This is a genomic window from Paenibacillus sp. JZ16, assembly GCF_015326965.1.
Classification (GTDB): Bacteria; Bacillota; Bacilli; order Paenibacillales; family Paenibacillaceae; genus Paenibacillus_AQ.
In genome coordinates this window covers 4,483,942-4,499,364 of sequence record NZ_CP017659.1, presented here as the reverse complement: position 1 = coordinate 4,499,364, position 15,423 = coordinate 4,483,942, and the positions used below count along the sequence as shown (strand labels likewise).

Below are 15,423 nucleotides of genomic sequence, written 5' to 3'. Positions count from 1 at the left end.
CACTCCCTTCTCCTTCGCTTAAACCGACAGCAGCGGCAGCGAATCGAAATCCTCCGGCATGCCGACCAGATACAGATTGCCGTAACCATTTTTATCGCTTGTAAACAAGAGTCGTTTACCGCCCGGATCAAAACGCGGATGCGCGTGCACCTTCTGGGAATGAAAGCTGCATCGAAGCTCGCACAGCATTCGCGGTCCTTGGTAGACTCCTTTGGCGTCTTTACGCCATACGGAGAGGGTTTTGACCGCCCCCTTGCCATCGACAACGGCCTGACCGTAGCCGTCCGCATACGCATGCCACGTATCAAACCCGAAGTCCGTCTCTTCCATGGCCGTATTGTCATACCGGATGCTTCCAAAGAAATTAGTTCCATCCATGCGGAAGCCATGGTAACCGATGGTCATACCGTCAGGATAAAAAAATTCATGGCCGACCTTTTCTCCGGGTTCAAGGCGCTGGCGAATTCTCCAGGCCTCTCCGCTCCGAAGGTCCAGCCCCCATATCCGGTGATCGACCAAATGCCAGGGTCCTTCGTGGCAGAAGGTGATCAGCCATGGTTCGACGGGTGACGCGTTAATATGGGTTATAAAACGATGGGCTTCATATAGGGTTTCCGGCTGCGTCTGCCCTTCCGAGTCGATCCGCACGATCCTGCTGTGGGGAGCGGCCTCCATCAACTCCCTATGGCCGACATAGCCGTTGCCCAGATCGAGCGGCATGCGATGGGACAGATCCTCCTGTATGCAGGTGACGACTGAGCGTCCATCCGCAGGACAGCTCAGATTGCCGATGTTGTACCCCTCCGGGGCTTCGTAGATCAGTTCTTCCTCCAATGTTGCCAGATCGAGGCGGCGTACGCTCCGATTCGTTTTGACAAAGGCGGCCCGGCCATCCGGTAATAGACAGGCATCCACAGCATCATTGTCCAGGTAATCCGTCAGCTGAAGCATCTCACCGCTGTTAACATCCATGCTGTACAAGTTCGAGCTGTTGTCCCTGTCCGATACGAACAACAGCCGCTTCCCGCCGTCATACCATCCGCTTTCCGTAAAATACAGATGATGACTGTGAGCTTTGTAGTCGGTCAGCTGCACCACTTCAACTCCGGTCAACCGGTCGCGGTAAAACTTACGTTCCGGCCTCCACACCGTTCCCTTGGCCATATTCAGCCCTCCTGTCCGCAAGTTGTATAAGCCGAAGCTATAGCCACGGCTTAAGCCCCTCCCACTGCACCGTCCAGCCGCTTGCCGGAAATCCCGGGCAGTTCGGGTCCTCTTCGCCTTCCCAGCCGCAGGCCATCATGGCGACCGCCGTAAGCAGTCCGCCGTTACCCGGCAAGTAAGCGGATAGGCCTGGGCGCTGATAGTTATGCCCGTTTGGCAAATACGTGTTTTTCATTTCGTCCATTAACAGAAAATCGACAGCCAGATCGCGTTCGCCGAGCCGAGCAGCGGTCATGGCGCATACGGGAAAATCCCATCCCCAGGCCGTCTCCCATTTCCAAGCATCCTTAACCTTCCACAGTGTACGCCGCATGGTTTCGCGGTCGATCAGCTTGCCGGGAAGCACGCCTAATGCGCACAGCATGGACGGGTGGTCATGATTCTTCTCCGTAAACGTGTCCGGCGCAAACTCATGCGCCAGGTAAACGCCGTCGAGTCGGGGCGGTGCCGCCAGATTGCTTGCCACCTCGGCCCAACGCGGATTCGGCTGAATTTCCAACCGATCAGCCCACTTTATAGCGATATCAAAGCCGTATTTCCAATACTCCAGCTCGTAAGGCGGGTTCGCGCTTGCATTCATCGGATGGCATTCTTGAGCCGGAATAAGCGGCGGGCCAAGATCGAAAGCGCCTGTTGCCTCATTCCAGTGAACATAGGAAACCATAAAGTCAGCCGATTCAAAGACGATGTCACGGAACCGGCGCAGCGTTTCTTGTGCTGAGTCGGCCTTATAGCACAGCTCCGCCATGGCGATTGGATGCGGCTGCTGCCAGATCAAGCCCGGAGCGACCGGCGACGGGCATGGGATGCCGTCAAAACCGACCATTTTCGGCCAGCGTGCTCCCTCGTATCCCTGGGATAGCGCCAGCTCGCGGGCGACCGGCAGTATGCCGTTGTACCAGTCCAAACTTCTCCGCAGGATGGAAGCCCGGCCCCACAGCGCGAAATGGGCGGCATGCCACCAATGCATCTCCAAATGCGATTTGCCAAACCAGCTGTTATACATTAGGCCGGTCTCTTGGGGCGGCATAGAGCCCCCACTGTGAATGGCGCATAACCATTGCGACAGGACAACGCGTCGCTCCAGCTCAAAGGCTCGCGGATCGGAGCTGCCTGCGAAGCTGACTGCACCCCCGCTCTGCCAAAACGATGCCCAGTGCCGGGCGCTGGCCGGAACGATGGCCTCAAAGTCAGCCGCACCGGGCGACCCAGCTGCAAAGCCGACGGAAAACGCCAGCTCCTCCGAAGATTGTTCAGGAGATTCGCCGGGAAACAGCGTAAATTCATGGGTTTCCGTCTGCTCCAATCGGCCAGAGCTCCAATGCCAGCGGACCACATAACGTTCTTCGTCCAGCGTTCGCTCAATCAAGGCCGCCCCTTCCTCCTGCCGGACGAGAACGGTATCATGTCGTTGATCGTTTTCCCAATCGGGAAACACCGATTTCGACCAAGCCGAATGCGTCATATCCGGTGCGGGGAAGCGGATAAATACCTGAAGCCGCCCTTCCCGGATGAGGGGCGAGACAACCCGCACGCCTATAATATCAGCAGCCGGATGGCACGCCGTCGTAACTTCGACCGGCACGCCGCGAATTTCGAACTTGCTCGATAGAATGCCCGTCCACAGATCGAGATTTTGACGGAATTGGCCTGCAGCGCTGTAATCGAGCTCTTCTCCCGCTTCGTCTAGAAATCGGAACGACAGCCGGCCTAGGTGAAGACGGTGGGGATTTTGCCGCAGCCATTGGTAAGCTTCCGGCTTATCCCCCGGCTTCATCGGATAGCCGACCTGCCGGCCGTGGGTCTCGAACATCTGCAACGCTGCATCCTTCGCGGAGAACCTTTCGCGCCCCCCCGTAAAATGCCAGCCCCAGTTCGACTGGGTGCCAAGCGGCACCTCGTATTGTTCTGGAAATGTCTGCAGCCCGGTAATATCGGCGGTAAACGCAAATTCCCCGTTGCCTACCGACAGTGGCGAAAGCGGATCTAGCCTGTCGAATTCAGGATTATGCCGCCTAACAATCTGCTCTCTCTCCATCTCCATAGCTCCTCCCTTCCCTGCCCTTTATTCAAACAAGGCGTCTATCCGGGTTCTCATCATATCCCGGTATTTGCCCGGGGTGATATCCTTGAATTTGCGGAAGCTGCGAATGAAGCTGTTTTCATGCTGGTAACCAACCATTTGGGCGATATCGGATACTTTGCGGTCGGTTTTGACTAGCAGCTCGCTAGCCCGCTCCATCCGCAGCCGGGTTAAGTAGTTATAGATCGTTTCGTTTGTTTCCTGCTTAAAAAGCTGGCTGGCCAAGCTGCTGCTGATGCCGGTCGATTCCGCAATTTCCGGAATGCCGATCGGATCGCCGAGGTGCTGCTCCATGAATTCGATCATCCGCTGGCACATCAAAAAATCCTTGCTGCCGATTAAACGGCGGTAGCGGTCGGCCAAGGCCGAAATCAGGCCGGAAAGCTCCGCCTCGATATCTTCGATGTACAGCGTGCCCAGCCGACCGGCCGGATCCCCCTCGGAACCATCGCCCTCTGGGCATATCCCTTTAAGACGTTCCAGCAGCGCCTGAAGCAAGGCAAGCGCCTCCGAAGGATACCAGTAATGGCTGCGGATATCGCCAATAATACGCCCAAGCAGCTCTATAGCCCGCTCCCCATCACCGGTCTCCACAGCCGTCATCAATTCCCGTACGCCATCTTCCTGCGGCTGCATATCCGTCACCTCGTGACTGGATACATCCTGAAACGGCACGAGCTGACCATACCCTTTATATAAACGGTAGGTTACCGCATTCTCCGCTTCCAGCATGGCCTGCTTTAACCGGCAAACCTCACTCTGTGGCATGCTCACGCCGGCGGATACACTGAATTTCAGCAAACGGGACACCGTTTCGATCGCCTCGACAAGCGGAGGCCGCGTTTCGCCGCTCCGCGGCTGCAGCAGGATAGCCATCCGGTCCGCCCCAAAATCGGCGCAGGCCACCCTCCATTCGGGCTCATGCAGCTCTGCCATGATATTGGCGAGCGCAAACTTCAGCAGCGAGTGGTCACTGGCCGGAAATCTGCGCGACCACGAATCGTAGCGGTCGATCGACAGCACTGCTACCGTGACGGGTGCATCCGTCCATTCCGCGAAATATCGTCTCCACTTCTCGCGAATTTCGCGTCTGCCGCTCATATGACCCGAGTGAATGTCATACAGAAACTTGGAAGCCGCATCGGATATCGTCTCGCGGATCAACTGAGACAGATGCGCATGATTGCTGAGCAGCTCGCCGGCCAGCTTTTCCAGATCGATGCGATCCGGGCTGGTCGCTTTCCCGTCGTAGGCACTGAACAGCTGCTTAAGCCTGCGCACCGGCCGGAAGGCCGCGGAGTTTACGTATAGAATGGTCAGCAAGCCGAGTGCAAGTGCCGCCACCGATACATACAGCACCATGTCTCGCACCTTTTTGGACTGGGCAAGCAAGCTGTCCTGGGAGACGATGGATACGTATTTCCATCCGGTCAGCGGCGATTCGATCTGGTTGACCAGCAGCTTCCGCCCCTCATGGAAAAAATCGCCGAAGCGGTCCTCCTTAAGCTCGTGCAGCGCCTGCCTCACGGCTTCCGGTTTGAATTCCGAGTTCGAAACCGAATAAAGAATGTTGTTATGCTGGTCCACGATGTACCTCATGCTGTCGAGCTGCGACAGCGCAGGCGGGTTTAGTTTTGCGAATAGTTCCGCATCCCGCAAATTGACCGCTACGACACCTCTTAACCGGCCCTGAATCATGATTTTGCGGAACAGCGTCAGCTCCGACCCTTTATTGCCCGCTCCCTCCGGGACATGCCTTTTTCGGATGATCATCATGTCGTCCCCGAATTCGTCAGCAATACTGGTCCATTCGGAATCCACGAAGGTGAGCCTGCTAGAGCTATACCCCTGCGGAAGCGAAATAAAGCTTCCCCGCTCGACATCGTATACGTATATGCTGTTAATGTATTTCGAATTGCTGATCCAGGTGGATAGCAGTCGGTACAATGTCGATATATTGGCCACCGAGTTCTGATTCTCGCTAGTCAGAAAATCATAGATATAGTCATTCACCGCGACCTGGACCGCAATCTTGTCGCTCTCCCGGATTAAATCGTCAATATATTTCATACTGATCTGCAGCATTTGGTGCTGCGGCTCGCTGAGCTCTTCCTGAAGCACCGATTTAGAGGTGTAATATGAGGTCAGGCTGACGGCCAAAATGATCATAAAAACGGAAACGGTCAAAATGAGCACCAGCCTCGCTTGCGTATGGGCCAGCGTGTATTTTAGCCACTTGCCGATCGATTGGAACATATCAACCCCCGCTTTACTACCAGAATGGTTCCATTATAGCTCACGATCCGCTCCTGCCGTCACGTAAACTTAAGCGTTTACAATATGGTTTGACCGCATGAATTCAAGAAGCTCGACCCCGGCCAACAGCACGATGCCGATTCCGTGCGTATCATTCAAGTTCCACGATAAGTCGTGCTTGTAATAAGCATGGGAGGTTGACCAGCTGCTGCCCTTGCACACACCGTACACATTTCCCCTGCCGTCGATGGCCCTGCTGGTTAAACCGTCCCACCCCGCAATGGCAGATTGCAAGTACGGATCCGGATTCTCCAGCCAGCCATGGCGTACCCCCCGCGCCAAACCAAAAATAAACATCGCGGTACAGGAGGCTTCCTCATAGGATTCAGGGTCCGTCAGCACTTGGTGCCATAACCCATGCACTCCCTGCAAGCGGAGGTATCCCTCCGCCAGACTGCGATAAAAATGAAGCAGTTCCACATAGTCGGGATGGCCGACCGGAAGCACGGCAAGCAGCTCTGACAGTGAGAAAAACACCCATCCGTTGCCCCTTCCCCATACCGTCCGGGAAGGCTGCCCACGACGTACATCGTATACGTGCGACATTAACTGCAGGTCCGGCATGTACAGGTATGACTTATACAGCAGAAGCTGGCGTGCCGCTTCGTCCAGATAGCGCGAATCTCCGGACAGCTCGGCGTATCGGCACAGGAAAGGTACGCTCATGTACATGTCATCGCACCACATCGTCAGGTGCATGCTTGGGGAAACGCCGACCTCGCGATAAAGTGCCCCGTCCGCAAGACGTGATTGTGTATCCATGATGTACCGGGCGATATCGTCCGCTGCCTTGCGCACTCCTTTCAAGGATCGAATTCGGTCTGCAAGAATGGCTAGCGCGCCAAATGATCCGCAATCGTCCAGACTGTCAATGTCGGACAGCTGGTTGTTCAGCCCTGCCGCACCGAATTCCGCGCGATCCCACAAGGAATACTCGTAATGGCCTGCGGTAAACTCGACGTGGCGGAGTACATATTCCTGGATGTCCAGGCGATTAAGCAGCCTTCCCGTCTCCAGCAAGCCGTACATTGTGACGCCGAGCGGATAATTCCAGCGGCCAAAAAGCTCATTCTCCAAAAACGGCCTTACGTACGCTCCCGGCTCGCTCCCTGTCCAGAACAGTCTCTCTCCGCCGTCAACAGCGACCGTGTCCAGACCAAAATAGTCGGACAGCTCAAGATCGGCTTCTGCGCGGAACGGACCCAGATAAAGCCACTCTCCGGTCAAGCCGTGCACCCTTCGCGGAGCGATCAGCATCCCTTCAGGCGATGCTTCGCCGATCTCAAACCCCCAGCCCTCTGCACCGCATTCGCAGCGTGCGGTAAGCTCCCCGCGGCCCGGAGGCACATCGATGACGATACTGAACGTGTCTGCCTCGCGGCTGGTGTAAACCTCCCTGCCGTTCCATTCAAACCGGACCGGGCCATAGGAGGTTCCCGACAAGGTCACCTTCTTGGCCGCCAAGGTCCGGTTGACAACGGCAGTCCAGGCGTAAGCGGCATACCCCGGCTTCCACCCGTACATTCTCCACATCGGGCCGCGATCTGCTTCCCCATCGTGTTTTGCAAGCACGGGCAGCCACTGTGCCCCCGTCCATGATTCGCGTTCCATTGAATCGGGGATGCGGGCAAGCGCCCGGTCCAGCGGCACCGTCACAATCCATCCTTCCTCACCCTCACGCTCCATGGAAGGAGCCAGAAAGTGAAACGGCTTGTTCTTGCGGTTGCTTGTGCCAAATACCGCTCTGCAGCCGCTTGGGCCCCGGCGGAATTCCAGAACGAAGTGATTCCACCCCTGGGTAAGCTGAATCCCCAGCTTCAGGGGCAATCCGTCCGCTGTCGCTTCTTCCCCTGGCGCCGAACCGAACCGCTTCCGGCCGTTATGGTACAGCCGAACATGCCCCGTCCATTCCATCAGAAAGGGGAAGCTCTGCGGCTGGGCAGCCCACAGCTTCGTCCACGCGTAGACCACCTGGCTCTCCGTCATTTCGGGGAACATATCCGCGATGGGGAATTGATAACAGTGGTCGGCCCGCTTACGGATCGGACTCTTCCGCGTCACCCGGTAAACCGGGGCATGAGGCGGATGGTCACCGACATAACGCTGGGCAATGACCGTAAGCGCATGCTCGATGTTACTGCCCTCTGTTTGGGAAGCCAGGCTTTCAGCCGGGTCAAAATATCCTTTATCGATCAATAGGCTCACTCTCCTTCCACCCGCCCAGAACATCCGCTATCGCCACTGGACGGTGCTCCTTCACGGAACGCCACACGGCTTCCCCCGCCGCCACGGAATAGGCGCCATCCACAGCCCCGGACAAAATCGGGAACGGCCTTTCCCGGTTTTCACCTAGAAACAGGTCATTCAGCAGCAGCGGGTCGCCTCCCCCGTGGCCGCCTTCCCGATGAACGACATGGATGGTTTCCTTGGAGCCGAACAACGGGAAGTAGTCGATCGTCTGGACCGGCGTTGGAAAAGGGGTTCTGGACGGAGCATGGTATTCCATCGTCTCCAGCCGGCCTTTCGTACCGTTGATCGCCAGGCGATACCCTTCATACGGCAGCGAAAAGTTGACGGAATAACTGAGTAGTGCTCCTCCGTCGTACTTGACGGTGGCCGCATACGTATCCTCGATGTCGATCTCATCATCAAAAATACACCGGTCCGGGCGGTAGCCTGTATAAGGGAACTGCGGCCCTCCGCTCTCCAGCAGACCGAGATGATCATCCGGCACATGACTTGCGTTCCAGCGCGAGTAATAGGCGCAGCGGCTGGCTGAGAGGCAGGTTCCGCAATGACGACCGGCTTCTTTGCCCGGATTAAGCTCCCCTTCGGCGCCGTAATAATGGAGGGCCCCGTAGGCGAAGGCCTCGACCGGGTTCTGCCCGATCCACCAGTTCACGAGGTCGAAATGATGCGTGCTTTTGTGGATGGAGAGACCTCCTGACATTTCGCGCCGGCGGTTCCACCGTTTGAAATAGCTGGAGCCATGATACGTGTCTAGATACCAATTGAGATCGACGGATGTAATCCGACCGAGCTTACCTTCCCACACCATCTCTTTGATTTTGGTGTGAATCGGGGCGTAGCGGTAATTAAACGTGACCGTCACCGAGCCTTTGCTCACCCGCTCCGCATCCAGCACACGCCGGGCGTCTTTACCCGTCGTGACCATCGGTTTTTCCGTGATGACATCCAAATCTCTTTCCAGGGCGGCAACAATATAACGCGCATGCGTATCGTCTCGCCCCGCCACGATGACCACATCCGGCTTAGTCTCGTCGATCATCTTCCCGAATTCCTCTTCACCGTAAGTTGCAACGGCGGTATGCTCGGGGAAGCGGGAGCGGTAGAGCTCGAAGCGGGCCGGATCACTGTCCAGCATGCCGACCAGGTCGCAGCGCCAGGCATAGGTCGTCAGTATCGGCTTGGCGAACATCCCGAGTGCACGACCGCTTACACCGCATATGGCATATTTCTTTTTCACTGTATGATCACATCCTTGAGTACCATTCCTCTACCCTCTTCGTTACTTCGTCTCCCCCTGCCTTATGCCAGCGGTCGACGAATTCATCGAACTTCTCCAGGGGCCATTCGCCGATGACAATCTTGGTTACATACTCCTGAAACAGCTTATGCGATTGAATATCCGGGAAGCCTTCATACACGGTGCTCGGAAGTCCGTCCCCCGCGATCCGCTTCGCGTCCGCGGTACTCACCTCGAATATATCCTTCACCATCTGCTGCATGTCTACCGGGATCGTCTCCTGAATCCGTATGTCCATGTCCTCCTCTGTCGTCAGGTTGCGCATGCCGAGCGCCAACGGACGGCTATCCTCGGCTGGAAGCAGCACTTTTTTGCCGTCGACAACTTCATGCTGCTGTCCTTCGATGCCAAAGCGGATAAATTCGTCATTCGACCGATCATAGAAGAAATCAAGCAGCTTCAAGGCTGCGGGGGCTTTATCCTGGGCCTTTGCCGGAATGATCCACTCCGGTTCGCCCATGCTCTTCTGCGTGACAAAGCCCTCATACCCTTCGGCCTTTGGAAGCGGCATGCCAACGATATAAGCATCCGGTGCTTTTTGCTGCATGGCTGTAAACCGGTCGCGCAGGTTGGCGGGAAGATGGTACCAGCTGCCAACCAGATTGTTATTGATCTTCGCCGTCCATACATCGCCTTTGTTCAGAAACGTCTCATTGTCAAGCAGCTTCTCGTCATATAGCTCACGGGAAAATGCAATGGCTGCCTTCATATTGTCCGTTACGCCGGCATATTGGATTTTACCGTCGTAGATGTCCCATTCCGGATTCCCCTCCCACATCGCGACACCGAACATGGCAAACAAATGATCCATCCATTTGCCGAATTCCCGGCCTGTTGTGGGCAATTCGTCCTTCAGACCGTTGCCGTTCGGGTCTTTGTCAAGAAAGGCTCGCAGCACCTCCTTGTATTCCTCCGTTGTCTTCGGCATGGACATGCCTACCTTGTCAAGCCAATCCTGACGGATGAGCGGTGCTCTTTCCGGAACCAGGAACACTTTAGGCACATAATAGATTTTGCCGTCCGGTGAAGCGGATCGAACGACATCCCATGCCTCCTGGGGGATATTCTTCCAGACGTTCGGGGCATACTGGGGCAGCAAATCGTCCAGTGCCAGCGCACCTCCTTGGCGAATCAGGGTCTGCTCGATCCCGCCGATCGGGCGAAGAATATCCGGCAAGTCGTCGGATGCAATCATCAGATTGAGATATTCAGTCGGCTCCGAGCCCGGCGGGGTCGTTACCAGCTGATATTCCACGCCGGTCCGTTCCGCCACATATTGGACATGCGGATTATCTGCACCTGGAATCGTGCCGACACCCATGTGGCTTTTGAACACCTTTACCTGTGTAAGTTCTTGATTTCCCTCCCCACTCTGGCCCGCTTGCGATTCCCCGTCACCCTTGCCGCCGCAGCCAAACAGCATCGCTGCCGCAAGTGTCGCCGTGAGCGCCGGTTTCCATGCCCCTTTTTGGAAAAACCATTTCGACATGAGTAAATCCTCCCCCTTTTTCGGATTGGTAGTTATATCAAACCAGCCATTAAGGCCGATTTCATATCGCATGCCTCGCTTTGCTTTATTCCTTTAACGAACCCAGCATGGACCCTTTGACAAAGTATTTTTGCAGATACGGGTATACCAGAATGATCGGAATGGTAGCAAACAGGATTGTTGCCGCTTTCAATGTTGTCGTGTTGAAATCGTAATCCCCAAGAAACAGATTGACCGCAGCCAGCTCCTCGGGAGACTGGAGGTATGCTCTCAGCTTCATTTGAAGCGGCCATTTCTCCGGGTCCCTTATAAACAGCACGGCACGGGAGAAAGTGTTCCAATATCCGACTGCGTAAAACAGACTGACCGTCGCCATGACCGGTTTGGACAAAGGCAAATACATGCGGAACAATATGCCGAACTCGCTGCATCCGTCGATTCGAGCCGAATCATCCAGCTCACTGGGAATGCCCATGAAAAAGGTCCGGATAATGATCATGTTGAACGTGCCAACCAGGCCGGGAATAATGAGCGCCCACAGGGAGTTCATCATGCCAAGCTCGCGAACGGTCAAAAAAAACGGAATCATCGGCGCATTGAAAATCATCGTTAACACAATGCCGAACATGACCTGTTTGCGGATCAGAAATTCCCGTCTTGAGAGCGGGTATGCCGTCATGACCGAAAACAGCATGCTGAGCAGCGTCCCGGCGATCGTAATATATACGGTAATCCCAAAAGATGTCCACAAGCCTTTATTTTTTAATACATGCTCCCAAGATGCGGTTGTAAACTCCACAGGCAGCAGGAATACTTCCTTCGAATCGGCAGCTACCGGGGAGCTGAGCGATACGGCAAGCAGTTGAAGAAGCGGGAACAGCATCGTCACCGCAGCAGCGAACAGAAACACATAATTCAGCGTCTGAAACATTTTTTCTCCGAATGTCGCTTTCATCACCACAACCCCTGATCCGTTTTTCTGGCCAATCGGTTAAAAATCCACAGCAGTATAAACCCAATGACAGACTGGAACAGCCCGATAGCCGTCGTCATGCTGTATTGCCCCTGAAGCACACCCGCACGATAGACGTACGTCTCGATGATATCCCCGACCGAGTACGTCATCGGTGTCAATAAATTGTAAATCTGATCGAAGCCGAGCTCCAGGAAGTTACCGATTTGAAGCAGGAACAGCACCAGAATCGTCGGAAACATGGTGGGCAGCGTAATATAGATCGTTTGTTTCCACCGGCTTGCTCCATCCATGACGGCTGCTTCATATAAATTCGGATTGATGCCGGCGATGGCAGCCAAATAAATAATCGTGCCCCAGCCAACTTCCTTCCAGATCGAGGACAGGACGACAATCCCTCGGAAATACCGCTCCTCCTGCATGAACAGAATGGGTTCATAGCCGAACCAGTCCCGCACCGCATTCACAACTCCTTGGTTGGACAACAGCTCGAAAACGATCCCGCCGACAACGACCCATGATAAAAAGTGCGGGAGATAGAACATGCTTTGCACAACCCGCTTCGCCAGCATGATGCGGATTTCATTAAACAGCAGAGCCAGCACGATCGGGGCCGGAAAACCAAAAACAAGCTGATAGAAAGCGATCACCGCCGTATTGCGCAGCACGTTGTAGAAATCCTGATATGAAAAAATAAACCCAAAGTTGTCCAGGCCCACCCACGGACTGCCAAGGATGCCTTTGAAAATCTGATAGTCCTGAAATGCGATGACACTGCCCGCCAGCGGTACATATTTAAACACAATATAATAGAGAATTCCGGGAATGATCATGAGATACAGCATCCAATGCTTGCGGATGTTGGCTATGTACCGGTTGCGGGATGTCCCTGGGTGCCGGGCGGTTATCAAATCCTCGCGCTTTATTTCGGGTGACTGGGCTGCCATCGTATTCGCACCTCCTTTTCGTCGATATGGTCGATGTAACGCCAATATTAACGGCTTCCGGTATATCGGCACAATCGTTCAATCCGACACGCAATGAGCAGATCGCCGATTCTTCCCACAACTACGCGTACCGTGTACCCGTGAACGGACTTGAAGTCGAACTTGAAATTAAGGAGGGAACAAGCAAACGGAGGGAGGGTAAAAAGGATTTGTTGATGGGATGGAGGATGGGTTTGGTTTCACCGGAAAGAAAAAAAACAGCTACCTGCAGCAATAGTGAAGGTGGCTGGTTCTTCATTAAGATGTTGTTATGAAAAACATATAAATTAGTGTTAAGACGACCATGACCGCAAGTAAGCTATAGATGAATTTTCTCATGCTGCTCTCTCCTGTTTCCAGTATCATTGCAACTAGTCTAACATTCAGGGCTTAAACGTGGCCCTGGTAAAATCTACAAAACGATTTGTTCATGAAAATGCCTCATCACAAATCGTTTGTTTCGTTATACAGCCGAGCCGACTGTCTTATTGTCCCTCCGTAGATTCGGCGAGATTCTCGAGGGTGGACCTCAAGCCTTCATCGTGATCTTCCTTCCGTACGCCTTCGGGCACATTCTCACACACGATCGTGACTTGGGTGCCTTCCGCAAGCGGCTCCAATGCCCATGTCATCTTCATAAACCCCGCATAATTGGGATCCTCAGACTCAAATTCGACCAGCTGCACAACCTTCTCATCGTGAACAAACTCCAGAAACTTTCCTTCAATGACGTCCGTATTGTCCGAAGACTTACCGGGTGCCGTGTGATCGGTATCGTTATAGGTGAGGATCATTCGATAAGTCCCGCCCTCGCGGGCATCAAACGTGTCGACATGGCCTGTCATCCCTTTTGGCGGAAGCCACGAAGCCAGCGTCTCCGGATTCAAGAATGCCTGATAAATCGTAGACGGCGACGCCATAATAACTCTTGATGCCGTGTCGGTTCTCTTCTTGCTCGAAGCATTCGTCATGATGTAACCCTCCTTAATAAATCTGAATCTATCCTAAGTTTACATCATAGAATCGCCGAGGATTTCTTCTCAATAGCTCAGGCAAGCCGACCCCGATAGCCGAAGGCTCAGGTAGGGGAGGCTTGCTTTTTCTTCAACAGCCGAGGGGCAGTGCCAACCCGGCTCATACTCCCGGCCCCCGAGCATGCCCGTCAGGGCAGCTCACACGAGGTGGCCTCCAACAAGTGCGAAAAAGCAAGCCGACCCCGATAGCCGAAGGCTCAGATAGGGGAAGCTTGCTTTTTCTTCTACAGCCGAGGGGCAGTGCCAACCCGGCTCATACTCCCGGCCCCCGAGCATGCCCGTCAGGGCAGCTCACACGAGGTGGCCTCCAACAAGTGCGAAAAAGCAAGCCGACCCCGATAGCCGAAGGCTCAGATAGGGGAAGCTTGCTTTTTCTTCTACAGCCGAGGGGCAGTGCCAACCCGGCTCATACTCCCGGCCCCCGAGCATGCCCGTCAGGGCGGCTCACGCGAGGTGGCCTCCAACAAGTGCGAAAAAGCAAGTCGACCCCGATAGCCAAAGGCTTAGGTAGGGGAGGCTTGCTTTTTCTACCACAGCCGAGGGGCAGTGCCAACCCGGCTCATACTCCCGACCACCGAGCATGCCCGTCAGGGCAGCTCACGCGAGGGGGCCTCCAACGAGTGCGAAAAAGCAAGCCGACCCCGATAGCCAAAGGCTCAGATAGGGGAAGCTTGCTTTTTCTTCAAACAAGCCGAGGGGCGATTAGCCTCGGCTAATATATGGGCGCACAAGAGGCCACGAGGACGTCCCCGCAGGGGAGACCGAGCGGTGGCCGGGCACAAGCACCAGCCCCGCTCATATCCTCATACCCACTCCGAACACCGAAGTTGCGGGTGTCCAGAGGGCAGCGCCCTTGGGGCCCTCCCTGGCAGGGAGGGTTTGGGTGGGTGGACTATTTTACGAATCCCAGCAGCATCTCACGAATCAGCTTCGCAGCCACGATCTGGGTCTGCTCGGTTGGATCGTAGATCGGAGCCACTTCCACGAGATCGCAGCCGACCACATTCACATCGGAGCCAGCAATGAGATGCACGGCTTCCAGCAGCTCTTTCGACGTAATGCCGCCCGCTTCTGCGGTACCGGTGCCCGGTGCGGCAGATGGATCAAGCACATCGATGTCGATGGTCACGTAGACCGGACGGTTACCCATGGAAGGCAAGGCTTCTTTAAGAGGCGCTGCCACTTCGAACGGATAGAAGTTAATGTTCTCCCGTCCATATTGGAACTCCTCGCGGGAGCCGGAACGGATACCAAACTGATAAATGTTCTTTCCGCCCATAATACCCGCCGCCTTACGGACTGGCGTGGAGTGGGACAACGGCTCTCCCTCATAATGCTCACGCAGGTCAGCATGGGCATCGATATGGATCAGAATAAGATCCGGATACTTTTCATACACCTTCTGAATGATCGGCCAGGATACGAGGTGTTCGCCGCCAAGTCCGATCGGGAATTTCCCGTCATCCAGCAGTTTGCCTACATAATCGCCAATCACTTCGAGACTGCGGCCGGCATTGCCGAAAGGCAGCATCAGGTCGCCTGCATCGAAATACGTCATGTCTTCAATGCTTTTATCCAAGTACGGACTGTACTCCTCCAAGCCTACGGAAGCCTGGCGAATACGGGCCGGGCCAAAACGGGAGCCGGGACGGTAACTAACCGTGAAATCCATCGGCATACCGTAAATGACGGCCTTGGACCCTTCATAATCCTCGGAGCTCAGAATAAACACGTTGCCGGAGTAACCTTGATCCAGTTTCATCAGTTTATA

At 54.9% G+C, this 15,423-nt stretch carries 11 protein-coding genes; 1 reads left to right on the top strand and 10 read right to left on the bottom strand.

Annotated elements, in window-relative coordinates; genetic code table 11:
- Positions 1-18: 18 nt before the first annotated feature.
- The 8 genes from BJP58_RS20440 to BJP58_RS20405 form a co-directional block, all read right to left on the bottom strand.
- Positions 19-1,164, bottom strand: a complete 1,146-nt coding sequence (locus tag BJP58_RS20440; protein ID WP_194540344.1) for an oligogalacturonate lyase family protein — start codon at positions 1,162-1,164, stop codon at positions 19-21.
- 37 nt (positions 1,165-1,201) lie between these two features.
- Positions 1,202-3,268 carry a glycoside hydrolase family 65 gene (locus tag BJP58_RS20435; RefSeq protein WP_194540343.1) on the bottom strand — a complete coding sequence of 689 codons (2,067 nt, stop codon included), beginning with the start codon at positions 3,266-3,268 and terminating at the stop codon, positions 1,202-1,204.
- A 21-nt stretch (positions 3,269-3,289) separates the two neighbouring features.
- Positions 3,290-5,563, bottom strand: a complete 2,274-nt coding sequence (locus BJP58_RS20430; protein ID WP_194540342.1) for an AraC family transcriptional regulator — start codon at positions 5,561-5,563, stop codon at positions 3,290-3,292.
- Positions 5,564-5,632: 69 nt separating this feature from the next.
- Positions 5,633-7,828 (bottom strand): glycoside hydrolase family 88/105 protein, encoded by a 2,196-nt coding sequence (locus BJP58_RS20425; protein WP_233354702.1) that lies wholly within the window; start codon positions 7,826-7,828, stop codon positions 5,633-5,635.
- Positions 7,809-9,110 (bottom strand): Gfo/Idh/MocA family protein, encoded by a 1,302-nt coding sequence (locus tag BJP58_RS20420; protein WP_194540340.1) that lies wholly within the window; start codon positions 9,108-9,110, stop codon positions 7,809-7,811. Before BJP58_RS20420 ends, BJP58_RS20425 begins: the two co-directional genes overlap by 20 nt.
- Positions 9,111-9,117: 7 nt before the next feature.
- Positions 9,118-10,659 (bottom strand): extracellular solute-binding protein, encoded by a 1,542-nt coding sequence (locus tag BJP58_RS20415; RefSeq protein WP_194540339.1) that lies wholly within the window; start codon positions 10,657-10,659, stop codon positions 9,118-9,120.
- Between the two features lie 85 nt (positions 10,660-10,744).
- On the bottom strand, positions 10,745-11,614 hold the full coding sequence (locus BJP58_RS20410) for a carbohydrate ABC transporter permease (protein WP_009595532.1): 870 nt from the start codon (positions 11,612-11,614) through the stop codon (positions 10,745-10,747).
- A complete protein-coding gene (locus BJP58_RS20405; RefSeq protein WP_194540338.1) occupies positions 11,614-12,579 on the bottom strand; it encodes an ABC transporter permease in 966 nt (321 codons plus the stop codon). Before BJP58_RS20405 ends, BJP58_RS20410 begins: the two co-directional genes overlap by 1 nt.
- 26 nt (positions 12,580-12,605) lie before the next feature.
- Between BJP58_RS20405 and BJP58_RS20400 the strand changes: the two genes are divergently transcribed.
- Complete coding sequence (locus BJP58_RS20400) at positions 12,606-12,893, top strand: hypothetical protein (protein WP_194540337.1); 288 nt, start codon at positions 12,606-12,608, stop codon at positions 12,891-12,893.
- 210 nt (positions 12,894-13,103) lie between these two features.
- On the opposite strand, the gene BJP58_RS20395 is transcribed toward BJP58_RS20400, so the two are convergent.
- Both BJP58_RS20395 and speB read right to left on the bottom strand, forming a co-directional pair.
- Entirely contained in the window at positions 13,104-13,589 is a 486-nt protein-coding gene (locus BJP58_RS20395) for an SRPBCC family protein (protein ID WP_194540336.1), read from the bottom strand.
- A gap of 955 nt (positions 13,590-14,544) precedes the next feature.
- Entirely contained in the window at positions 14,545-15,414 is an 870-nt protein-coding gene (gene speB, locus BJP58_RS20390) for an agmatinase (RefSeq protein ID WP_100541604.1), read from the bottom strand.
- Positions 15,415-15,423: the final 9 nt, after the last annotated feature.